Annotated in this window: 15 protein-coding genes; 13 read left to right on the top strand and 2 right to left on the bottom strand. The window is 40.2% G+C overall.

The window, feature by feature from the left end:
* Positions 1–187: 187 nt before the first annotated feature.
* Positions 188–3,091, bottom strand: coding sequence for a ligand-binding sensor domain-containing protein (locus tag OCK74_RS11320; RefSeq protein WP_279297149.1), 2,904 nt, complete (start codon positions 3,089–3,091; stop codon positions 188–190).
* A 185-nt stretch (positions 3,092–3,276) separates the two neighbouring features.
* Between OCK74_RS11320 and OCK74_RS11315 the strand changes: the two genes are divergently transcribed.
* The 8 genes from OCK74_RS11315 (at position 3,277) to OCK74_RS11280 (ending at position 15,578) form a co-directional block, all read left to right on the top strand.
* A complete protein-coding gene (locus OCK74_RS11315; RefSeq protein WP_279297148.1) occupies positions 3,277–6,399 on the top strand; it encodes a SusC/RagA family TonB-linked outer membrane protein in 3,123 nt (1,040 codons plus the stop codon).
* A 19-nt stretch (positions 6,400–6,418) separates the two neighbouring features.
* Positions 6,419–7,930 carry a RagB/SusD family nutrient uptake outer membrane protein gene (locus OCK74_RS11310; RefSeq protein ID WP_279297147.1) on the top strand — a complete coding sequence of 504 codons (1,512 nt, stop codon included), beginning with the start codon at positions 6,419–6,421 and terminating at the stop codon, positions 7,928–7,930.
* Positions 7,931–7,941: 11 nt separating this feature from the next.
* On the top strand, positions 7,942–9,042 hold the full coding sequence (locus tag OCK74_RS11305) for a PKD domain-containing protein (RefSeq protein WP_279297146.1): 1,101 nt from the start codon (positions 7,942–7,944) through the stop codon (positions 9,040–9,042).
* Positions 9,043–9,052: 10 nt separating this feature from the next.
* Positions 9,053–9,985 carry a hypothetical protein gene (locus OCK74_RS11300; protein WP_279297145.1) on the top strand — a complete coding sequence of 311 codons (933 nt, stop codon included), beginning with the start codon at positions 9,053–9,055 and terminating at the stop codon, positions 9,983–9,985.
* 104 nt (positions 9,986–10,089) lie between these two features.
* A complete protein-coding gene (locus OCK74_RS11295) occupies positions 10,090–11,295 on the top strand; it encodes a family 16 glycosylhydrolase (protein WP_279297144.1) in 1,206 nt (401 codons plus the stop codon).
* Positions 11,296–11,308: 13 nt separating this feature from the next.
* The gene (locus OCK74_RS11290) at positions 11,309–12,592 is read left to right on the top strand and encodes a glycoside hydrolase family 5 protein (protein WP_279297143.1); all 1,284 of its coding nucleotides are present in this window, start codon (positions 11,309–11,311) and stop codon (positions 12,590–12,592) included.
* A gap of 5 nt (positions 12,593–12,597) precedes the next feature.
* Entirely contained in the window at positions 12,598–14,091 is a 1,494-nt protein-coding gene (locus tag OCK74_RS11285; RefSeq protein ID WP_279297142.1) for a glycoside hydrolase family 30 protein, read from the top strand.
* A 29-nt stretch (positions 14,092–14,120) separates the two neighbouring features.
* Positions 14,121–15,578: a glycoside hydrolase family 30 protein gene (locus tag OCK74_RS11280; RefSeq protein WP_279297141.1), complete on the top strand. Its 1,458-nt coding sequence runs from the start codon at positions 14,121–14,123 to the stop codon at positions 15,576–15,578.
* Between the two features lie 25 nt (positions 15,579–15,603).
* Here OCK74_RS11280 and OCK74_RS11275 read toward each other — a convergent pair whose 3' ends face one another.
* Positions 15,604–16,326, bottom strand: coding sequence for an SDR family NAD(P)-dependent oxidoreductase (locus OCK74_RS11275; protein ID WP_279297140.1), 723 nt, complete (start codon positions 16,324–16,326; stop codon positions 15,604–15,606).
* A gap of 103 nt (positions 16,327–16,429) precedes the next feature.
* On the opposite strand from OCK74_RS11275, the gene OCK74_RS11270 reads away from it, so the two are divergent.
* From OCK74_RS11270 to OCK74_RS11250, 5 genes are all read left to right on the top strand, one after another.
* The gene (locus OCK74_RS11270; protein ID WP_279297139.1) at positions 16,430–17,113 is read left to right on the top strand and encodes a GNAT family N-acetyltransferase; all 684 of its coding nucleotides are present in this window, start codon (positions 16,430–16,432) and stop codon (positions 17,111–17,113) included.
* Between the two features lie 356 nt (positions 17,114–17,469).
* Complete coding sequence (locus OCK74_RS11265; protein ID WP_279297138.1) at positions 17,470–18,861, top strand: TolC family protein; 1,392 nt, start codon at positions 17,470–17,472, stop codon at positions 18,859–18,861.
* Between the two features lie 73 nt (positions 18,862–18,934).
* Complete coding sequence (locus OCK74_RS11260) at positions 18,935–22,222, top strand: efflux RND transporter permease subunit (protein ID WP_279297137.1); 3,288 nt, start codon at positions 18,935–18,937, stop codon at positions 22,220–22,222.
* Positions 22,223–22,275: 53 nt separating this feature from the next.
* Positions 22,276–23,424 (top strand): efflux RND transporter periplasmic adaptor subunit, encoded by a 1,149-nt coding sequence (locus OCK74_RS11255; RefSeq protein ID WP_279297136.1) that lies wholly within the window; start codon positions 22,276–22,278, stop codon positions 23,422–23,424.
* Positions 23,425–23,518: 94 nt separating this feature from the next.
* Entirely contained in the window at positions 23,519–24,418 is a 900-nt protein-coding gene (locus tag OCK74_RS11250; protein WP_279297135.1) for a helix-turn-helix domain-containing protein, read from the top strand.
* Positions 24,419–24,428 lie beyond the last annotated feature (10 nt).

Here is a 24,428-nt window from a genome sequence, read left to right as displayed (position 1 = left end):
GCGTACGGCAACAATGTTTATATATACCTCATATAATACGTCAGGAAAACACATGAGGTATTGTACAAAAAATTAATATAATTTAAGCATTTTCTCTTGAAAAAGAAAATATCAATCCAGGCCAACCTGGCAAGACCGTTATATGTGCTTACAGAACCGTCACATATACTTATTTATTTACAGCAGATTACAGATTAATTGTTTGCTGATGCGTTGCTAGCGAAACTTGTTCCTTCAATAAAAATTCAAACAGGTTGGTTTCTGTGGACAGGCCTAACTTTTTACGCAACCTGTATCTGCCAATTTCAACACCGCGCACCGAGATATTGATTAGTTGAGCGATTTCCTTATTGGATAGGTTCATACGCAGGTATGCACAAAGCCTTAGTTCACTGGCCGTCAAATAAGGATACCGGTTTTTCAATACAACCAGGAAATCAGTATGCACTTTATCGAAATGATGGGCAAAGTTTTCCCATTTATCATCTGTTTTATTGTCTTCAACCAATATTCTGATCAGCTTTTTAAATTCATGTGACACCTGTTCATTATCTATTTTTTTCAATAATCCATTTAATTCATCACGTATCTTTTCAAGCATTTCTCTCTTTTGTACCAAATGCATTGCTGAAGAAGCCAATTCAGAATTCTTATGTTCAATTTCCACTTCGAGTTTTTCATTTTTTAGCTTGACAATTTCTTTTTCATTTTTTTCTAACTCCAATTGATGCAGGTATTGTATTTGTTTTTGCCGTTCTTCGTATTCTGCTTTTTGCTTTAAAAACTTTTTTTTCTGTTTACTATGGATAATATATACCAATCCTAATAAAAAAAGCACATACATGCAATAGGCTAATGTAGTTTGATACCATGGAGGAAGAATAGTGAATGCATAGGTACTGTTTATAGATTCATTTCCCAGGTTGGTCCTGGACTTTACCTGGAAAACATAATTGCCTGAAGGAAGGTTTGTATATTCTTTTTCTGGCTTTCCTGACCAGTTTGACCAGCTTTTATCGAACCCTTTTAAAAAATAACTGTATTCAATATTGGATTGTTGCCCATAAAGAATAGCAGCATATTCAAAATGCAAGGAGTTCATGCTATAGGGCATTTCCGTTTTTGATGGAGATAAATACCCTCCAAATAATACACTATCTCTTTTCCCAAAAGACCTGGCTACTCTTATCCGCGTTTCTATCAGCGACCGGTTTTGTTTGTAATTATCAAAATCTACATGATAAAACCCTTTTTCCCCGCCTATGAAAATGTTATGTTCATCTATTGGATAAATATTTTCAAAGCCACTCACTAATTTGTTATTTAATTCGGGGAAGTGGATGATTTTAGGCTTACCAGATGTAAAGTCAACAACACCTAACTCCTTTTGAGAGACAAACCAAATATTTCCTGACGGGTCTTCTTTAAGATACCTGATATTTCCTTCATTCAAAACATTCTTGAAATAAGTGGAAACCTCAAAAATATCCTTTTGGTCATTATATTCATATAAACCCTTTTCAGTAGCAGCAACAATCCGGTTTTTAACTTTGAATAAGTAATTGTTATTAGTAGAAAAAAGCCCATTACGCTGGTTATATAGTTTTATACTTGTTGATTGATCAGGTTTGATCATAATCTTGTATATACCTTTATAAGGGTGTGCCACCCAAACCGTTTGTTCATTTTCTACCACGATAAATCTTGCCGACTCAAATTGTGCATTGATCCCAGATTTAAGGAAGTTTCCATTTTTAAAGTCATAAAAATTGAGCCCAAGATAATTTCCTGCTACCATAAGAGAAGACGGGAGCACATTGAACATGGGTAAAAACGTCCAGAATCCACTGGAATTATCCAGGGGAACAGCCGTATTATTATTGATAATAAATGCTCCATTATGGTGACCCATTAAAAGCAGGCCATTCACCGTGGAAAGATTCCAAACCTCGCCTTCTGTGTTTTCCACATTCTCAAGCTTACTTTTAATAAAGCTTAAGTTTTGAGAACCATCTAATTTCACCTTGTATAGCCCGTTAGAAGTTCCAAAGTATAATTGGTTTTTAAAAAGAATTGTAGAATATCCGGAACCTATGTTTTGGGCCTCGGGATAGATATGCTTAATTGAATTATTAAAGGCAATAAAATCGACTCCGTTATCGAGTCCTAACCAAAGATTATTGTTCCTGTCTGAATATATACTACGGATGTTATTATTCTGCAGGCCCTCTTGATGCGTCAGGCTTTGGATGATATTCCCCTTTTCATCAATAATATGACAGCCATCAAAACTGGTCGCCAACGCTATCCGGTTTTTATCTACTACAATTGCTTTATAAATGCTTTTTTTAGACAATTGATCCAGGTCTGGCGATGAAATTCGGACCAGGCTTTTACCATCATTAATAAATAGGCCGTCCCTGAGTGTTGCAATCAATGAACGGTTGTGATCTAATGAAATGAAAGAGGTGATCAGGGCTAATGGGGGCAGGACTGTATTTCTAAAAAATGGAACCCAGGTTCCATTTTGAAATAAAAAAGTCCCGCTTTCAAGATCTTCTGCAATTAATTGATTATTACAAATGCCTAAAAACCTCCATTCGGAATGAGTTGGGTAAACCGTTATCTTATGATTACTTAACTGGAAAATTCTTTTATTGGTCCTGAAAAAAATATCATTGCCATAAATACAAATGTTCCAAACATCATCAAATGAACGCTCCTGCAAGGGGATCAAGCCAACAAGTGAGTGATAAACAAGGAACCCTTTTTCATCTGGCGCGAAAAATCCTAATTCGTTTTGCCCGCCAATATATATTCTTTGATCCCTGGTGATCTCAATAGACCTTACAATAGTATGATTAGGCAGGGGGTATAATTTCCAAAATGTACCATCAAAGCTTAATAACCCCTCATTATTTCCGAAATAAACAAGTCCGTTCTGACCTTGTTTGATGTCCCAGTTTTGGGTACCCGCACTATAAGACTGCTTGGAATAATTAATGATCTCAGGAAGACCAATGGTGTTCTGACAGAAAACAGATAAAGATAAAATCAGGAAAAAAACAATAGCAATCGTTCTCATTTTCATACGTTGGCCATTATGAAAGTAATAATTTTTGTTTGATGAAACAATGATGTAGTAAAAACGGCAAAAAATCAGCTTTTCAACAGATTGTTGTAGTAGTGTTGTAGTAGTAAATTCTTTTCCCGGGGGGGCGTTAGATACCTTTATGTTACCTGAAAAGGAATTATTAACAACCTAAAGGCTTGCGTATGAAATTTAAAATTGCTTTACTACAAAGCTTTATTGCCATTCTATTTTTCGTCCATTCACATGCTCAGGATGTTACTGTAACCGGAAAAGTAACAAACAAGACCAATGGCGAAAATCTCCCAGGTGCCACCGTTAGATTAAAAGGTAATGAAACATCAACCCAAACTGATGTGAGTGGCTCTTTTAAAATTACTGTTCCTTTAACCGGATCTATACTAATTGTTACCTATATTGGTATGCAGGACCAGGAAGTTCCAGTCAAACACGGACAAACCGCATATGATATACAATTAGATTCAAAAGCCGGTTCATTAAACGAAGTAGTTGTTGTGGGTTATGGCACACAAAAGAGAGCGACCCTTACCGGCGCTATTTCCAGTGTTAAAGCAAAAGACCTGGAAAATGTTCCTAACGGACGTATTGAACAAGCATTACAGGGACGTGTTTCTGGTGTGACCATCCTTCAAAACTCGGGTCAGCCTGGTTCAAGTTCTACCATCCGGGTACGAGGCATAACTACATTTAATAATAATAACCCGTTATGGGTCGTTGATGGTGTAGTTATTGATGCCGGGGGTATCGGCTACCTCAATCAGTCGGATATTGAATCTATTGAAGTACTAAAAGATGCCGCTTCCGCTGCTATTTATGGTACGCGCGCAGCTACCGGGGTCATATTGGTGACCACAAAAAAAGGCAGGTCAGGAAAGCCAATTGTAAATTATAATGGTTTTTATGGCGTTTCGGGGCCTGCAAAAATGCTTGACCTACTGAATGCGACCCAATATGCTGTTCTGAGGAATGAAAGTGAAGTTGCTGCAGGAAAAACCATTGTCTTTCCAAATGTTACATCTGTAGGTAAGGGTACTGACTGGCAAAAAGAAATATTCAACAATTCAGCCAATCGTTATTTGCACGAAATAAGCCTCAGTGGAGGAAATGACAAGTCCACTTTTTACCTTTCTGCCGGCATTCAGGATCAAGAGGGGATCGTAGCCACAGAAATTTCAAATTATAATAAAACAAATATCCGCCTGAATTCCACCCACAAAATCTCCAACATCTTTTCATTCGGTCAAACACTGGGTTATACTCATCAAAAGACTAAAGGAATTGGAAATACCAACAGTGAATATGGTGGTCCACTGAGTTCAGCGATTAATTTGGATCCTATTACTCCATTGGTGGTTACCGAGGTAGCCTCCCAGCCTAATGCAAGTATATATAGTAATACAGGTATCATTAAGGATGCAAACGGAAACCCCTATGGGATTTCCAATTGGGTGGGACAAGAAATGACCAACCCAATTGCTTATATGCAAACAAGGTTGGGCCAATATAGCTGGTCTGATGATATTGTAGGCAATGCATACCTTGAGGTAGCTCCCATCAAAGGATTAAAGATTCGTTCAACTATAGGTGCCAAAAAAGCATATTGGGGGAACATTGGTTATACGCCTTTATTCTACCTAAGTTCAACAGTCTCATCCAATAAAAACAGCTATAATAAAGGAGAAAACAAATCATTCAACTGGAACATTGAGAATACAGTAAACTATAATAGAAAATTTGGTGATCATGATTTTACTCTTTTGTTAGGTCAGGGTGCTTATGTAGAAAATATTGGGGGAAACGTTGGAATGACCTTTTATAATCTTCCGATTTCCGACTACAGGGACGCATCTTTCAGGTTCGATGTAGGCCTGGCTAACCGTGACGGCTATGCAGGTGATCTTATAGAGCATAAAATCACCTCCTTGTTTAGCCGTTTAAACTACACTTATCTTGATAAATACTTTTTTACCGGTATTGTTCGCCGGGATGGTTCCACCCGCTTTGGGGCCAACAATAAATATGGGGTATTCCCGTCATTTTCTGCTGGCTATAATATTAACCGCGAAAACTTCTGGCCCGTTAATAAGATAGTCAATTCGTTGAAATTGAGAGGAGGATATGGGATTGTAGGTAATGACGCCCTGGATGATTTCAGGTATCTGTCTACAGTTGTCGGCGGTTATAATTATTCTTTGGGCAATACCGGAACAGTAACAACTGGTTATGCCCCTGAAACATTAGACAACCCTGATCTTCACTGGGAAGAAACAGCATCAGCGGATATTGGCATTGAATCTCAATTGTTTACAGCTTTTAACCTCACTGTAAACTGGTTCAATAAAAAAACAACCGGCATTCTCCGTCCGGTAGTAATCCCGGGTTATGTTGGCGTTTCTTCAAACCCCTGGGCTAATGTTGCAGACATGAAAAATACTGGTATTGAGGTAGAATTGGGTTATCACAAAAGCTTTGGAGATTTTAATTTCTCTGTTAATGCAAACGGTTCGTATCTCAAAAACACAGTTACTTATGTAGCAGCCGATACCAACTTTATTAGTGGTGGTGCAGGCTTCCAGTCGATGGGAACCATAACACGTATACAAGTGGATCATCCGTACAACAGTTTCTGGGGATACAAAAAACTGGGCATATTTCAGAATGAGCAAGATATCCAGAATTATAAAAATAAAAATGGAGCGCTGATACAACCCAATGCACGTCCCGGCGACTTTATCTGGGCAGACCTGGATGGTGATGGAAAAATCACAAGTGGCGACCTGGACAAGTCGTTCCTGGGTAGCAGTATTCCAAAATATTCTTTTGGTTTTACTATTAATATGGATTATAAAGGATTTGACTTTATGGCCTTTGCACAAGGTGTAGCAGGTAGTAAGATATTCCAGGGTTTGCGTCGACTGGATATACTTGCTGCCAATTATCCTGCTAAAGCAATGAGCCGTTGGACGAGCGAAGGCTCTTCAAATGATTATCCAAGGTTGATCAGCTCAGATCCTAACGGTAATTTCAGTAACATGTCGGAATTCTACCTGGAAAAAGGTGATTATCTCCGTCTTAAATTAGTACAACTGGGTTATACGCTACCCAACAAGTTTTTCCAAAAAATAGGTGTTTCCAGGTTCAGGATATATGTAACAGGAGAAAACCTGGTCACGCTAACCAACTACACAGGATATGATCCTGAAGTGGGAGGTGGAATATTTGGCATTGACAGAGGCCAGTATCCACAGGCACGTACCATTCTAGGCGGTGTTCAACTTACATTTTAACTCATTAATCTCTTTATATATGAAACATATTCGAATCAATACAGCACTCCTGGCGGCCACCCTCATGGTATTGCTCGGATCATGCAAAAAGGATTTTATAGAGATTGAACCCAAAGGACAATTTCTTACCCAAAACTATTATTCCAACAGGGCCGAAGCCTATTCTGGTTTAGTTGCAGCATATGATGTGTTGCGCAAAAATTCAGGAGGTTTTGAAAATATGATCACTATGATGAATGCTGGTTCTGATGATAATTACGCCGGAGGAGGCAGTTCATCCGATGGGGCAGGCATCCAGGGGTTTTCCAATTATACCATCAATCCAAACATTATACCCCGGAGCTTCTGGAGTGATCATTACCAGGGTATATTCAGGGCTAACATTTTATTGGCTAAACTACAGGGTGTGCCAATGGATGCTGGTGAAAAGGATCGCTTTACTGCTGAAGCAAAAGCTTTGCGCGCTACTTATTATTTCAACCTCGTGAGAATGTTCAAAAACATTCCTTTATTTCTTGAGCCACTCAGTACCGCAGATATCTATAATGTTACGCAAGCAGAACCTTCTGCTGTATACGCACAGATAGAAAAAGACTTGAACGAAGCAATACCTCATCTACCAAGTTCTGTGGTCTTGGCCACAGAAGCCGGACGTTTTACGAAGTGCGCTGCGCAGGCCATGCTTGGTAAAGTATACCTTTTTGAAAATAAAAAAACAGAAGCCGCCGCTATGTTGGCCCAGGTGAATGGCACTCCCGGCCAGCCCAATCAGTATGGCAACAGGCTATTGCCCAATTTTGCTGATCTCTGGGTATTTACCAATAAATTCAATGCTGAATCAATCCTGGAAGTAGTTCATACCGACCAATCCAATGCTGACTGGGGTTTCTGGGGCAGCAGCAGGGATGAAGGAAATACAGCATCGCAAATGGTAGGGCCACGGAGTTACAACAGAGTTGGTACAACAGCCCCGGATATTTACACTTCCGGCTGGAGCTTTAATGTCTGGACACAGGATTTCTATGACCTCATTAAAAATGACCCAAGATTTTCAGCTACTGTTCTGGATGTAAAGGCTTTGGCAGCTGCAGGTCAGGTTACCTATATTGAAGGATTCCAGAACACTGGATACTTTCTCAATAAGTTTATTCCAAGGAAATCAGATATACGTACCGGAGGTGGTTCTGTAGAATTGAACTTCCAGCAAAGTAGTTATATCATCCGTTTGGCAGATACCTACCTGTTGGAGGCGGAAGCTTTAGGTGGTACCGGAGCAAGAGCCCAAGCCTTGTTGGATGCAGTACGAGCAAGAGTTGGATTGTCTTCTGTTCCGGTTTCCATAGACGCCATTAAAACAGAGCGCAGGCTGGAATTGGCTGGAGAAGGCCATCGTTTTTTCGACCTGGTTCGCTGGGGTGATGCTGCTACTAAATTAGCCAACCGTGGCTTCAAAGCTGGTAAAAACGAAATATTCCCGATTCCTTCCCAGGAATTACAGGGTACGAAACTGATTCAAAATCCTAACTACTAAAACTAACGGTCATGAAAAAAATATCAATAATCTCTGGCCTGTTGGCTTTAATTGTGGGCACTACCGGATGTCAAAAAGATGGCATTGATGATGATACTTCCTTTTTGAGCACAGCTGCCGTAGCTAACACAGGTAAAGTTTTCGAAATAAGCAATGATAATTCCGGTAATGTAAAAATTACGCCGACGGGTGAAGGAGCATCTTCTTTCATAGTAAAGTTTGGTCATGGAACCGGAACGGCTTCAGAAGCAGAAGTGAAGCCGGGCTTTTATGCAACACATGCTTACCCGGAAGGAAGTTACACTGTTACTATCATATCGAAAAGTTTATCCGGAACTGAATCTACAGCTACCTACCCACTGCAGGTAACATATAGAGCACCCGAAAACATCAATGTAACGGCATCAACTGATGTACATATATTGAAGGTGAAAGCTACTGCACTGTATGCAGCGTCTTACCTGGTGTATTTTGGTGATGTATCCAATGAAACAGGTACACCCCTTGCATCTGGCGCTGAAATATCTCATACATACACAACAGCGGGGAATTATGATGTAAAAGTAGTAGCGCTAAGCGGCGGTGCTGCCAAATCAGAAAAAGTTACGCCAGTTAGGATTTATGATGCATTTGGCTTCCCGATCACTTTTGATCTGTCCACGATCAATTACTTCTTTGGAACCTTTGGTGATAATCAGCAATTCTCCCTTGTCGACAATCCTAACCCATCAGGACTGAATGCAAGTGCAAAAGTTGGCAAATTTACCCGAGGAAATCAAGGTTGGAGCGGCACCTATAGTCCGCTGAATACCACTATTGATATGGCACAAGGCAAGAAAATAAAAGTCCTGGCTTATAACTCGGACCCGGCTTTGATTGGTAAAAGCCTCAATGTAGAATTGGAAGCAGGTTCCAGCATAAAAAATGGTGTTGCTGTACTGAAAACAGCATTTACGACTTCAGGAGCATGGGAAGAACTTGTATTTGATTTCGGCACTATTGCAGCAATCCCTGCTGATGAAAAGTTCAAGCAACTTGTCTTGCGCTTTAATGATGCAACAGATGGAGCCGGAGCTGTTATATATGTTGACAATTTCAGACAAACCAATTAAAAAAATGATTATGATACAATATGCAAAATATTGCCTGGCATTTGCACTGATCCTGGTGATCAGCAGTTGTAAAAAGAAGGACTACAGCATGGGAAATCTCACCGCACCTTCCGAAGTGACCATCAATACAAAAATTGTTGGACAGGATGCCACTCATCCGAATGGTGATGGTTCAGGTGATGTTGAAATCACACTCACAGGGAAAAATACGCTCTCTTATAAGATAGATTATGATGCAGGAGATGGAATCGATCTTGTATTTCTTTCCAATGGGAAAATCACCAAGAAATACACTAAAATCGGGTTGAATACCTACAGGATAACGGTGGTTGCTTATGGCGCAGGCGCAACCGCTACAACGGTTACGAAAGAAATACAAGTTAGAAGCGACTTTACACCAGATCCAACACTTGTATCCAATCTTACAGGCACAGGCTCAAAAACCTGGAAAGTAGATAAAGACATACCAGCACATTTCGGAGTAGGCCCATGGAGCGCAACTTCCGTAACTCCAGCATGGTGGTCCGCTTCTATAAATGAAAAAGTTTCCTGTTGCAATTGTTTTTATACAGCAACATTCACTTTCACTAAGGTTTCTGCAGGCAATTATACACTTACTGTGGCATCTCCCGATGGTGCGTTCACCAAAACTGGGGCCTTGGCGGGAGGACTTCCCGGCATTCCTTCATCAGGAGATGAAGGTTGCTACAGCTATGGTGGCGGTGCAGCCTCGTTCTCATTTGTACCGTCTGGTTCGGGGATTGAAGCATCAACGCCATCAACTAAAACAGCCATTCTCTTAGCCGGTAATAATACCTTTATTGGGTATGGTGCTTTACAGAAAGAATACGAGATCTTATCGATTACACCCACTGCTTTGTACCTGAGAGTTCAGGGCACGGAAACAGGCAATGCCTGGTATTTAAAACTGAAAGCAAATTAAGCGACTTTAGTTCTCTCATATGCAAGCAGTGATTAAGCAGCACAGGACAGCGATGTCCTGTGCTTTCCCTCCATACCCGCTGCTACAATTTCAATTCAAATAAAATGATGTTACAAAAATTAGCCGACCTGTTAGTGATGGCCGTATTCAGTTTTTTATCTCTTTCCTGCGATAAAAAAGATGACAACAATCCTCCAACTGTTGTGCCGGTAGTTAGGATCGAAAATGCATCAGTGGTAAGAACCACGACAACGGCTGTTATGCATTTTAATATCACATTAAATAAAACAGCAAATGCTCCTGCCTCTGTAGACTATACTTTGGTTGATGGCACAGCCATAGCCGCCAAGGATTATTCCAATGCTTCCGGAACCATACACCTTCCTGCCAACCAGTCCACCACAGAGGTGGCAGTTCAAATAAAAGGAGATCCTACAAATACACGCCAGGACAATCTTGAGTTTACTGTTCAACTCAGTAATCCAAAAGGGTGTACATTGGGAGTTGCTTCTGCAAAAGGTACGATTATAACGGAAGACGGGACCAACTTTACAACAGATAATAATGGTGTCACAACACCCCTCACCTATCCTGGTTATACGCTTGTATGGAATGATGAATTTTCAGGAACTACTTTGGATGCTAATATATGGAACTTCGAAACAGGCAATGGCTCTAACGGATGGGGCAACAATGAATTGGAATATTATACCAACAGTACAAAAAACGCATTCGTTTCCAATGGCAACCTTATTATTGAAGCACGTAAGGAATCAATTGGTGGCTTTAATTACTCCTCAGCAAGACTCACAACACAAAACAAAAAATCTTTTACTTATGGAAGAATTGATATTAGAGCAAAACTCCCGAAAGGGAAAGGAGTATGGCCAGCTTTGTGGATGCTGGGAAATAACATCACCAGTGCAGGTTGGCCTGCCTGCGGCGAAATTGATATTATGGAGTTGCTGGGACATGAAATAACAAAATCATATGGCACGTTACATTATGGATCTTCTTCAGCAACACATGGTTCAAAAGGCACATCATTTACACTCAGCAGCAGCTCCTTCTACGATCAATTCCATGTTTTTTCTATGGACTGGAAGCAAGACCAGATTAAATTGTATGTTGATAATAATCTTTTCCTCACGGTAAACAAATCTGATGTAGGTACTGCACCCTATCCTTTTAATGCGCCATTCTTCTTCATTTTTAATGTAGCAGTTGGAGGAAACTGGCCCGGCAGCCCCGATGCAACAACAACCTTTCCGCAAAGAATGATCGTCGATTATATAAGAGTCTTTCAATAAAATAGTTTAAAGAATGAAACCAATAAGATTAATACTTCTACTCTTTTTAGTATTGGTATCCATGTTTGCTGTACATGCCCAGAAAAGCTTTATTTATACGAAAGGAAAAAACCTGATGCTTCCTGATGGTAAACCTTTCCTTATGAAGGGAACCAATTTGGGAAATTGGTTGGTACCGGAGGGCTATATGTTTAAATTCAGGGATGTAAACTCGCCGCGGATGATCGACCAAGCACTCAACGAGTTAATTGGTCCCGCAGCAGTTGATAGTTTTTGGAAGACCTACCTGAACAACTATATCACCGGCGCTGATATCCAATTCATGAAAGCAATCGGTATGAATTCAATCAGGGTACCATTCAACTACCGGCTGTTTACTAATGAAAAATATCTTGGTATTAGTAATCCAAATCATGGTTTTGAACTATTAGATCGACTCATCAGTTGGTGCAGGAAAGAACAGCTTTATATACTCCTTGATATGCATTGTGCACCAGGCGGACAAACTGGTGATAATATTGACGACGGCCATGCCTATCCTTTTCTGTTTGATAGTGAACAGGATCAACAATTAACAGTAGCCATCTGGAAACGAATAGCATACCGCTACCGTAATGAACCGATCATTATAGGTTATGATCTGTTAAATGAGCCGATCGCTACTTATTTCAATGCAGATCAATTTAATTATAAGCTTGAAGGTTTGTACAAACGGATTACTGCAGCTATCAGAGAGGTAGATAAGAATCATATCATCTTCTTAGGTGGCGCACAATGGAATACCAACTTTGCTCCATTCGGTCAGCCTTTTGATCATAAACTGGTGTATACTTTTCACAAATACTGGATGCCGCCAATAAAAGAATCCATTCAATCTTATATTGATTTCAGTAACAAATACAATGTTCCTGTTTATTGTGGTGAAACAGGTGAAAATACCGATCAATGGGTCGACAGTTTCAGAATAACACTTGAAAAAGCAAATATAGGCTGGCACTTCTGGCCATACAAGAAAATGGACGATACGCAAGGCATCGTAAAGTTTGCAAAACCAGCTTCTTACGATACTATTATAAACTATGCCGCAACAGCCAAAAAGAACTTTGCTGATGTCAGAAAATACCGTCCTGGAAATTTAGCAGAGATCAAACAAGCCTTAAATGAATTTTTAAAATTCTGCCTGTTTGAAAACTGCAAACCTAACAGCGGATATATCCAGGCACTCGGATTTTCTGAAAACAACCAGGCCAACTATGGTAAAAAAAAACATCCAGTTAACGGTCTTACCTCAAAATGATCAAAATGAAAACAGAACTTCCTTTTAATTTAAGAAAAAATACTTTCTTAAAAATGGCACTAGGAACAGCGTTCATCATTTCAATTTTCATAGCCAATAGCCAATCAGCGAAACCTTCCTTTCAAAAACAGAAGCCAGAGATTGTCAAAGTTTATACAACAGCTTTCAATACTTCCCATCGCTTAAGCCCTGTTGAGGATATCCAATTTACAGATCCAGGGGCATTGGTTGAGCGCAAAGTGTTTGTTTTTGTGGACGACAGCCGTAGCTTTCAAACCATGTTGGGTATAGGAGGTGCGATAACTGATGCATCTGCAGAAACCTATGCCAAACTTCCAACTGACCAGCAAAACGAACTGCTAAAGGCCTATTATGACCCCCAAAATGGAATTGGCTATACTTTGGCACGCACCAATATGCAAAGTTGCGATTTTTCAAGTGGTAGCTACAGTTATGTTGCCGAGAATGATAAAGAACTAAAAACTTTCAATGTAAAACATGATGAGCAATACCGCATCCCTTTAATTAAAAAAGCAATAGCTACTGCTGGGAAATTGACTTTATATGTAAGTCCATGGTCTCCTCCTGCATGGATGAAAGACAATAACGACATGTTGCATGGCGGCAAACTGCTTCCCCAATACAGGCAGGCCTGGGCTAATTTCTTTGTGAAATACATCAAAGAGTATGAAAAGTTGGGGATTCCGGTATGGGGACTTACCGTACAGAATGAACCTCTTGCCGTTCAGAAGTGGGAGTCCTGCATTTTTACTGCGGAGGAAGAACGGGATTTCATAAAAAATTATCTCGGCCCCACATTGAAAGACAGCGGCTTAAGTTCAAAAAAATTAATTGCATGGGATCATAATCGTGACTTCATTTACCAACGAGCAAATACGATCTTAGGCGATGCCGCTGCTGCAAAATATGTTTGGGGGTTAGGTTACCATTGGTATGAGACCTGGACAGGCGGCGACATGCAATTTAATAACGTGAAAATGGTCAACGATAATTACCCGGAAAAAAATTTATTGTTCACAGAAGGTTGTGCAGACAGCTATGATGAAAAACGCATCAATGATTGGAGCCTTGGCGAAAAATACGGCCGTTCTATGATCTATGATTTTAACGCAGGAACTGTAGGCTGGACCGACTGGAATATTTTACTGGATGAAAAGGGTGGGCCTAACCATGTAGGTAATTACTGTTTTGCACCGATCGTTGCTGACCCGGTAAAAGGATTGCAATACACTAATGCTTATTATTACATTGGCCATTTCTCGAAATTCATCAAGCCTGGAGCAAAACGAATCAATGCTTCAAGCAACCGAAGTGGATTATTGACCACCGCTTTCAAAAATACAGATGGCAGCATTGCCGTTGTCGTCATGAATAACAGTGATCAGAATATAGAGTACCAGTTGTATAGGAATGGAAAAGCGGCACAGACATCCAGCCTGCCACATTCCATTTCAACGTTTGTGTTTCAAAGTTTCTAAATTTTATGAAAACCAGTCAATGTCCGAAGATGAAAACATTATACCGGAATAAGCTTCTTGGTTTTTGCTATTCAATTTTTCTTCTTGGATTCATAAGTTGCCAAAAAAACAGTCATCAGGATAATGGTGGAGGGACAGGGCTAAATAATCCTGTCCCCGTTCAAACTGACGTTGATTTTTATTTAACCAAGGGCAATCAGTCTGTCCTATTACAAAAGCAAAATGCAATTCTTGCATTTAAAACCACATCCAACGGTTATCCTGATATTCTTGTAGATACAACTCTTTCTTATCAAACTGTTGATGGCTTTGGATTCACGCTAACTGATGGCAGTGCTTCATTGATCTACAATCTTCCAACTTCCATGCAAAACGATCTATTGAATGAATTGTTCGGTTCAGACAGCACCTCCATAAGCATTAGTTATTTGCGGGTAAGCATTGGGGCTTCCGACCTCAGTGCTTCGGTATATACTTATAATGATATGCCTGCAGGACAAACAGATATGAATTTGGAAAATTTTAGCCTGCGTAAAGATCAAAGCAATGTAATACACATATTGAAAAAGATATTAGCTATTAACCCCAATATTAAAATTCTGGGCTCACCCTGGACAGCGCCAACCTGGATGAAGAGTAACAACAATTCAATAGGCGGAAGTCTTTTGCCACAATACTACAGTGTCTATGCCAATTATTTTGTGAAATACATACAAGCAATGAAAGCTGAAGGCGTTACCATCGATGCCATTACTCCTCAAAATGAACCTTTGTACGGGGGAAATAATCCAAGCATGTTAATGACAGCAATGGAACAGGCCAACTTTATCAAAAATCATTTGGGGCCGGCATTTCAGGCAGCATCCATCAACACAAAAATTATTACTTATGATCATAATGCAGATCGCCCGGACTATCCATTAACTGTCCTGGATGATGCTGGTGCGCGTCAATATGTGGATGGTTCGGCTTTTCATTTGTATGGCGGCGATATCAGCGCTTTATCGATAGTGCATGAGGCCTACCCGGCAAAACATCTTTACTTCACAGAACAATACACTTCTTCCAACGGTGATTTTGCAGGTGATCTGAAATGGCATCTGAAAAATATAATTATTGGCTCCATGCGCAATTGGAGCAGGAATGCTTTAGAATGGAATTTGGCAAGTGATCCTTACTATTCTATCCACACAACAGGCGGCTGTACAACTTGCAAAGGAGCCATTACGATTATCTCAGGAGTGACCAGGAACGTTGGCTATTATATTATTGCACATGCTTCCAAATTTGTTCCGCCCGGATCCCAAAGAGTTGCAAGCAATATCGAAGGCAGCTTATACAATGTGGCATTCAACCGCCCGGATGGGAAGAAAGTACTGATCGTGGAAAATGATGGCGCCAATGCTCAAACCTTCAACATAAACTTCAATGGACGCCGCGTAACCTCTTCACTGGACGCCGGTGCCGTTGGAACTTATATATGGTAACAATCGACTCCGGCCAGAATATAATTTACGCCAACCTTTTATAAACCCAAAAAGGTAAGATTTTCAAGATCTGGGCAATCAGCCACCATCGTTTTGTAATATATACTACCCTCTTTTTCTTTTCAATAGCCCTGATGATCTGCCTGGCTGCTTTCCTGGGAGGCGCCACCCAGAAATGACCTGGCACTTTAACCGTTTTCGTTCCAAGGAAACCAGGTTTAATATCTGTAATTACAATTTGCTTTTTCAGCCTCTCAGCCTTAATATTCAGTCCTTCAGCATAATTACTCATATAGGCTTTACTGGCGCTGTAGGCCGGGGCCAGGCTATTACCTCTTAATGCTCCAATTGATGATGTGAGTGCAATCTGTCCATAGCCCTGTTGAACAAAATATTGAAAACAGTGATAAACAATTGCCACAAAACCATTGACATTAGTCCTGGTAGTGATTTCTTCTGTTTCCCAGTTTAATTCTGCAGATGGATTACCATACCCGGCATTATAAATGATCAGATCTAGCCCCCCAAGCTGATGTATAAGACCATCAATATGTTTTCGGTTATCCTGATCCATGACATCAAAACAGGCTATTTGAATATTTTGAGGAAATTGACTTTGTATTTCTTTCAGCAATTCTTTACGCCTTCCCGTTATGCCTATCAAATGGTTTTGACGGGCATAAAGAATGGATATCTCTTTACCTATACCTGAAGTGGCGCCAACGACGATGATTTTCTTCTGCTGCATACACAAACCAAATATGTTTAATTTACCATTTTAAATTGATACCCCGCTCCCATCATACCTATTAGTATCTTAGTCAACAAAACAAAAGACCTGATTTCAACCTGTGACCGATATACTCGATAACCCGATATGGAATGCCCTGATGACTGGCAACAAGAAATTTGCTCATGGTAATGAATACGCTAAATACTTTGAAAGAGAGGTCGCTATTTTCGCCGGCCTGAAAAGTAATAGTGAAACTGATTTGCATGCATTACATTCGCTGGTCCCCGAAAAAAGTCTTGTCGTGCTCTTCACCCCAGGAGAGATTTCTATTCCTGCAGGCTGGAGGATAGAATTGAACAAAGAAATTTTACAAATGGTATATCAGCAACAAGGACTGCCTTTAATGAAAGACAATGAATTGGTACCCTTAATAGAAAAAGACATTCCTGCCATGCTGGAACTGACCACACTTACCAACCCGGGCCCTTTTCTGCCCCGCACCATTGAATTTGGAAACTATGAAGGCATTTTCAATGGGGATAAACTGGTAGCCATGGCAGGGCAACGCATGCAACCTGACCCTTTCACAGAAGTAAGCGCTGTATGCACACACCCAGACCATACAGGAAAAGGTTTTGCGGCAAGACTTGTCCGCAGCCAAATTGGCAAAATTTCAACAGCTTCACGCATTCCTTTTTTGCATGTTTATTCGGATAATACAGCCGCCTGGAAGCTTTATGAGAAACTGGGCTTTCATACAAGAAAGCAAATGTTGGTGTATGTTTTAGAAAAAGAAGATTAATCAAACAACCAGGAAAACTACCCACTAATTCATTGCTGGATAATGCTTAATGGCGTTTATGCCCAAGATTTAAAGTTGCAAATTGTTTGAAAATCGTAACTTTTGCTTTGAATTCTATATTCCAGGGCTTAATAATTCAAATAATTTTGCAACTTGAAATGCAACAGCAAACAAGCTGATGGAAAATAAATATTTGGCTATTACGGAGTTACCAAAGTGTAATCTATCAAGCTGATTGCTTCAGCAATGTATTTGACAATTATGTTTTGAGGAGAACTATTTCAACTCAAAAAATTCATCTTATACATGCGGTCAAAAATCAATCTTGTGAACCATCATGAAACCTTTAAATAATCATGCACAAAAAAAATTGGTTTTATTTCTTTCTATTTTTATTGGTGGGTATCCGGTCTAATAGCCAGACGCTATCTTTAAAAGATGCTGTGCAAATGGCACTTAAAAATTATGGTACGGTAAAAGCAAAAGCGAATTACCTAAACGCATCACGAGCTTCAGTAAAAGCGACATCCTTAGAATATTTACCGAATTTAAATGTGGCAGCACAACAAGCCTATGGTACCGCCAATGGGCAATTCGGGCCATTATTTGCCAGTGGGGGGTTAAATGCATCTTCTTCAGGACCGGCCTTTCCTAAACAGAACTGGAACGCTGCTTTTGGCGCCTTATATCTTGCAAACATAAACTGGGATTTTTTCACTTTTGGCAGGGTACAGCAGAAAATTAAAGTGGCAGAGGCGCAGGTACTGCGGGAAACAAATGACCTGGAACAGGAAAAGTTTCAGCACCAGGTTCGGGTGGCCAGTGCTTACTTAAATTTACTGGCCGCACAAAGACTAAAGTTATCGCAACAAAAAAACCTGGATCGTGCAAATGCACTCAAAACAGTAGTGGTGGTTCGTACAAAAAATGGATTGAATCCCGGTGTCGATTCTTCTCAGGCCAATGCGGAAGTATCCAATGCTAAAATCGCACTGACCAATGCCATTGATTATGAGATGGAACAGACCAGCCAACTGGTCCAATTAATGGGGATACCTTATCAGGAATTTCTTCTTGATACACTTTTTATTAACAGGATCCCGGCTTCTCTATATGATTCAACGCCTCTTAATGAAGAAGAACATCCTGTCTTAAAATTTTATCAAAGCCGTATTCAAGTAAGCAGGCAACAGGAAAAGTATTATGACCGGTATAAATATCCTGTCTTGTCTTTAATTGGTGTCGCACAGAGCAGGGGGTCTGGTTTTCACAATAATTATAGTGAGCCTTATCCTAATGCTTTTACCCATAATTATTGGAGCGGTATTCAGCCAGATCGTAGTAATTACCTGATCGGAATGGGTGTTACCTGGAATCTAACCAACATCAAAAGGACACGTCAGCAAGTAACAGTGCAGGAATGGACATCCAAGGGTTTGCAAGATGAATATGAAGTGATCAATCAGCAAATCAAAGTACAACTTGCGCTGGCGGACCAAAAAATGAAAAATGCGATTGCAAATTATCATGAAGCACCTGTACAACTGAAAGCCGCATCTGATGCCTATTTACAAAAAACGGTTTTATATAGAAATGGCCTTTCTAACATTGTGGATGTAACCCAAGCGCTTTACACGCTCAACCGTGCAGAAACAGACAGGGATATTTCCAATAATAATGTATGGCAGGCATTGCTGTTAAAAGCTGCAGCCAGCGGCGATTTCAGCTTATTTATGAATGAATTTTAATGATTCATTTTTATAAGTGAGGGGCAATAATAAACGCCAACTCACTATACTCCAACGATAAAAATTTTTCCTTATGGGATTAATTAGAAGTGCTCTTAGAAAACCCATTTCTATTTTGGTAATTGTAATGGGTTTATTCTTTTTTGGAATCAACGCTGTACGTAACATAAAGGTTGATATATTCCCGGATTTAAATTTACCGGTCATTTATATTTCCCATCCATATGGTGGCTATACGCCAACACAAATGGAAGCTTTTTTTGGCAAGCAATATGTCAACCTTTTGTTGTATGTATCTGGTGTAAAAAGTATCGAAACCAGAAACATACAAGGACTCACTTTAATCAAGCTCACTTTTTACCAGCGTACCAATATGGCGCAGGCAGCTGCAGAAGTAACTGCATTTACAAACCGTGCCCAGGCCATATTTCCACAGGGCTCACAACCGCCTTTTATTTTACGTTTTGACGCCTCTACTTTACCCATCGGTCAATTGGTATTGAGTAGTCCCAAGCGATCAAATAATGAACTAATGGACATGGCGAATGTATATGTGCGCTCATCCTTTACTTCTATTCCCGGCCTAGTATCTCCGGCACCTTTTGGTGGCAATATTCGCACTGTGGTGATTAAAGTAGATCCGCAATTATTAAGGGTACACAATCTTACACCTGACCAGGTGGTAGAGGCATTGCGTATCAACAACCAGGCAACACCTGCCGGAAACGTAAGAATAGGCGATTACAATTATTATACACCAGCCAACACCATCATTAAGAATATCAAAGATTTTGGGGATATCCCGCTATTCAGGGGTGGTGTTCAAAATTTGTATTTGCGAGATATCGCTACCGTGGAAGATGCCGCGGATATTACTACTGGCTATGCATTGGTAAATGGAAAACGATCTATTTACCTGCCCATTACCAAATCGGCAGATGCTTCTACCTGGGAAGTAGTGCAAAATTTAAAAAAAGCCCTGCCACGTTTTCAAAGCCAGTTGCCTGAAGATGTAAAACTATCTTACGAATTTGACCAATCGGTATATGTAATCAATGCTGTAAGAAGTTTAATTACAGAGGGAGCTATTGGTGCAATTCTGACAGGCCTGATGGTGTTGTTATTTCTAGGCGACAGGCGCGGTGCCTTGATTGTTATTTTAACGATACCTGCCTCTATTATTTCGGGTGTATTGTTTCTTTACTTGTTTGGTCAGACTATTAATATTATGACGCTTAGTGGTCTGGCACTAGCCATTGGAATATTAGTAGATGAATCGACGGTAACTATAGAAAATATTCACCAGCATTTAGCTATGGGTAAGCCAAAAGCTTTGGCTATATGGGATGCGTGTAAAGAAATTGCTTTTCCAAAACTGCTGATCCTACTATGTATACTGGCAGTGTTTGCACCGGCCTTCACCATGACAGGCATACCAGGTGCCTTATTCCTCCCGTTAGCTATGGCCATTGCGTTCTCCATGATCACATCCTATTTCCTGGCACAAACGTTTGTCCCTATCATGGCGAATTGGCTAATGAAAGAACACCACCATAAATCATCGAAGGACGGGCATATATTAACAGATGAAGAAGAATTTGCAGCATTGGGATTATCCGCGGAAGAAGAACAAGATACCTGGGATCAGAAAAAGAAATTGTTAGAAAAGCAACTGAATAAAGGAAATGGCCAATTGAGCCGATTTGAAAAATTTCGAAATCGCTTTCTGCGCTTTTTAGATCGCATATTCCCCTATAAGAAACCTATTGTTATACTTTACGTGCTTTTGACTTGCGGAATCGTTGCTTTGCTTTTCATGAATATTGGCCGCGATGTTTTGCCAAAAGTAAATGGTGGTCAGTTTCAGGTTCGGTTACGCGCAGCAGATGGTACCCGGTTTGAAAGAACAGAAGACAAGACGATCAAGACATTGCATATATTGGAAGACATGGTTGGAAAAGAAAACATAGCGGTGAGTTCTGCTTTGGTAGGACAGCATCCTGGGCAATTTTCAACCAGTCCCATTTACTTATTTATGAGTGGCCCTCAGGAAGCAGTGCTGCAAGTGGCCTTAAAAGAAGATTATAAAGTGAATTTAGACGCGTTAAAAGAAAGGTTCCGTCAAAAGATGAAGGCCGCTATGCCCGACGTACGGCTTTCATTTGAACCGATTGAGTTGACCGACAAAATTCTCAGCCAAGGTTCTCCAACGCCTATTGAAGTGAGAATAGCTGGTAAGGACAAAAAGCTTAATGAAACTTATGCAAATAAAGTAATTGAAAAACTAAAGAAGATTTCCTACCTGCGGGACGTTCAAATAGGACAGCCTACTAAATATCCTTCTATAAATATTGATATTGACAGGACCAGGGCAGCACAAATGGGAGTAACGATATCCGATATATCCCGCTCTTTAATCGCTTCCACTTCATCGTCACGGTATACGGAGAAAAACGTGTGGATCGATCCCAAAAGCAACCTAAGTTATAATGTGCAGGTGCAGGTCCCCGAAAATCAAATGACAAGCATTAATGACATAAAGGAAATTCCGGTTCTGCATAATGAACCCCGGCCTATAATAGGTGATGTAGCGGAAATTAAGCAGGATACCACATATGGGGAAAACGACAATATGGGAGCCATACCATTCTTGTCTGTAACCGCTAATTTAAACAAGAAAGACCTCGGTACTGCATCAGAGGATGTAAAGGCTGCTATCCAGTCCTTAGGAGAACTACCCCGCGGATTGGCCATTGAAACAAAGGGTTTAAGTGAAGTATTGACAGATACCCTAGGCAGTCTGCAAACGGGATTGCTTACCGCTGTGATTGTGATCTTCTTAATGCTGGCTGCTAATTTTCAATCCTTCAAAGTATCATTGGTCGTATTGTCAACCATGCCAGCTGTACTTTTAGGATCCTTGGTTCTTCTGATACTCACAGGTTCTACACTCAATTTGCAGTCATATATGGGTATGATTATGTCGGTAGGTGTATCTATTGCCAACTCGGTGTTATTAATTACCAATGCAGAACATTTGCGTCGCCATAACGGAAACGCCTTACTCAGTGCAAAGGAATCTGCAGCGCTGCGTGTACGGCCCATTTTAATGACCAGTATGGCTATGGTGGTAGGTATGATACCGATGGCTTCCGGGTTGGGAGAAGGGGGTGATCAAGCAGCGCCTTTGGGTCGTGCCGTAATTGGCGGATTGATCGCCTCAACTTTTGCCGCTCTGATCATATTGCCTTTGGTATTTTCCTGGGTACAGGGTAAAGCATCAACTACTTCTGTATCACTCGATCCGGAAGATGAAGAAAGTAAACATTATATTCCTTCATTACATCATTCAGCTCATTAAGTTAAGTTGATCACTATAATAGAAAATGTTTTTTTATCGTTCAAAAAGTAACAATGAATTGGCGCTCAAATAAATTATCACGGTTTAAGATCATGTTTATTGGTAGTTTTTTAGTAACAGGCTTGTTGTACAGTTGTCATTCTGAAGAGAACGCTCCGGAGGAAAAAACAGAAGCAAAACAAGCTGTAGCAGAATTACCCGTAACAGAAGTGTTTCCTGTGAACAAGGGACGTCTGTCTTCGTCTTTGCAAATTCCGGGCGAGTTAATAGCTTACCAACAGGTGGACCTGTATGCCAAAGAGGCCAGCTTTGTAAAAAAGTTGTATGTCGATGTGGGTTCGGAAGTAACAACAGGTCAGTTGCTTGTTTCGATGGAAGCTCCGGAACTGGGTTCCCAATTAGCAGGTGCGTTATCTAATATCAAGTCTCAAGAGGCTATCTATTTGGCTAGCAAAGCCAATTATGACCGATTATATGAAACAAGCCAGACTCCAGGTACTATTTCACCAAACGATCTGGAACAGGCTGCTGCACGTAAAAACTCAGACTTCGCACAATTGCAGGCAGCTAAAGCTGCTTACAGGCAAATTGCAGAAACCCAGAACTATTTACAAATACGGGCTCCCTTCAGTGGAGTGATCTCTGCCCGGAATGTAAACCTTGGTGCTTATGTAGGTCCTTCCGGAAAAGGTTCAGAAGTTCCTTTGTTTACCTTACAGGAACAAAAAAGATTGCGTTTGGTTATATCGGTTCCAGAAGCGTATACCAGTTATCTGAATCAGAAAAATGAAGTAAGTTTTACTGTCAAGGCCCTGCCTGACCAGCATTTTAAAGCCCACATTAAACGTTTGGCCGGAGCAATAGATAATAGATTGCATGCTCAGCGAATAGAAATGGATGTTGTAAACAATGATATAAAATTATTGCCAGGAATGGTGGCTGAAGTAAATCTACCTCTACCGTCAAATGACAGCACTTTTATAGTACCTAAATCGGCTGTTGTCAATTCAACAGAAAGTGTTTTTGTGATTCGTGTTGTGAATAACAAAGCAGAGAGGGTAAATGTGAAAACCGGTAGAGAAGCAAATGGTACCATAGAAATCTATGGCAATTTAAATCCTGGTGACCTGTTAATAAAAACAGCAACCGATGAAATAAGGAACAGCAGTGATCTGCAAAATGTAAAAGCGGTAACACTTTAAGTATGGAAAGGAATTGCTAAGAAACGGCGCTACCGTGCAATGTATAAAGCATTTCGATTTTTTTGCACTATTTAAGAACTGTAAATTAATGGTAATGAAAAAGGTTGAAACCATAGAGGAGTTCTATAAAGCGAAAAACTATTGGTTGCCTGATGATCTCCGCAACGGAATCGGGCATTTCAATGTATTCAGGTTAGAGCCTTTTACTGGAGCTAATGCCAAACCTGTGCCTTATAGACGCAGAGACTATTATAAAATCATGCTGGTAATTGGAAATGCCAAAGTGAACTATGCCGATAAAGTGATCGAGGTGCAAAAGCAGGCACTTGCATTTTCTAATCCACAGATACCCTATAATTGGACACAAAAAGAACGTATTCAAGGAGGCTTCTTTTGCATTTTTAATCATCACTTTTTCCATCAATACGGCGATTTAAATCAATATGCAGTTTTCCAACCTGGCGGAACACCGGTATTTGAGTTGTCAGATGAACAGTTAGACAAGGTAAAAACTGTGTATGAACGTATGTTTGAAGAGATCAATTCTGATTATATACATAAATATGATGTCTTGAGACTGCTTGTTTTTGAACTGCTGCATTTCGCCATGAAAATGCAACCGTCTACAAACTTTGACAAGCAACCGATCAATGCCTACCAAAGAATTTCATCAATGTTTCTAGAGCTCCTGGAACGTCAATTTCCTATTGATGACTCTCATCAAAGAGTCAACCTGCGTTCAGCTTCTGACTTTGCAGGTCAGCTAAATATACATGTTAACCATTTAAACAGAGCAGTCAAGGAGATAACTGAGAAAACAACCTCTCAGCTTATAGCCGAGCGTGTTTTACAGGAATCAAAAATCCTGTTGAAACACAGCGCCTGGAATGTATCAGATATTGCTTATGCTTTAGGTTTTACTGAGGTCACCCATTTCAATAACTTCTTCAAAAAACATGTTCAGCTGAGTCCGTTAAAATTTAGAAATGTTTGAAATTCGTAAG

This window comes from Paraflavisolibacter caeni, from assembly GCF_025628885.1.
Taxonomy (GTDB): Bacteria; Bacteroidota; Bacteroidia; order Chitinophagales; family Chitinophagaceae; genus Flavisolibacter; species Flavisolibacter caeni.
This window is presented reverse-complemented; position numbering and strand designations above follow the sequence as displayed.

Bases quoted from the DNA above. Each gene is read 5' to 3' on its own strand.
- OCK74_RS11290 (WP_279297143.1), top strand. From the start codon at position 11,309: ATGAAACCAATAAGATTAATACTTCTACTCTTTTTAGTATTGGTATCC.
- OCK74_RS11315 (WP_279297148.1), top strand. From the start codon at position 3,277: ATGAAATTTAAAATTGCTTTACTACAAAGCTTTATTGCCATTCTATTT.
- OCK74_RS11310 (WP_279297147.1), top strand. From the start codon at position 6,419: ATGAAACATATTCGAATCAATACAGCACTCCTGGCGGCCACCCTCATG.
- OCK74_RS11320 (WP_279297149.1), bottom strand. From the start codon at position 3,091: ATGAAAATGAGAACGATTGCTATTGTTTTTTTCCTGATTTTATCTTTA.
- OCK74_RS11265 (WP_279297138.1), top strand. From the start codon at position 17,470: ATGCACAAAAAAAATTGGTTTTATTTCTTTCTATTTTTATTGGTGGGT.
- OCK74_RS11255 (WP_279297136.1), top strand. From the start codon at position 22,276: ATGAATTGGCGCTCAAATAAATTATCACGGTTTAAGATCATGTTTATT.
- OCK74_RS11300 (WP_279297145.1), top strand. From the start codon at position 9,053: ATGATACAATATGCAAAATATTGCCTGGCATTTGCACTGATCCTGGTG.
- OCK74_RS11280 (WP_279297141.1), top strand. From the start codon at position 14,121: ATGAAAACATTATACCGGAATAAGCTTCTTGGTTTTTGCTATTCAATT.
- OCK74_RS11260 (WP_279297137.1), top strand. From the start codon at position 18,935: ATGGGATTAATTAGAAGTGCTCTTAGAAAACCCATTTCTATTTTGGTA.
- OCK74_RS11285 (WP_279297142.1), top strand. From the start codon at position 12,598: ATGAAAACAGAACTTCCTTTTAATTTAAGAAAAAATACTTTCTTAAAA.
- OCK74_RS11250 (WP_279297135.1), top strand. From the start codon at position 23,519: ATGAAAAAGGTTGAAACCATAGAGGAGTTCTATAAAGCGAAAAACTAT.
- OCK74_RS11275 (WP_279297140.1), bottom strand. From the start codon at position 16,326: ATGCAGCAGAAGAAAATCATCGTCGTTGGCGCCACTTCAGGTATAGGT.
- OCK74_RS11305 (WP_279297146.1), top strand. From the start codon at position 7,942: ATGAAAAAAATATCAATAATCTCTGGCCTGTTGGCTTTAATTGTGGGC.
- OCK74_RS11295 (WP_279297144.1), top strand. From the start codon at position 10,090: ATGATGTTACAAAAATTAGCCGACCTGTTAGTGATGGCCGTATTCAGT.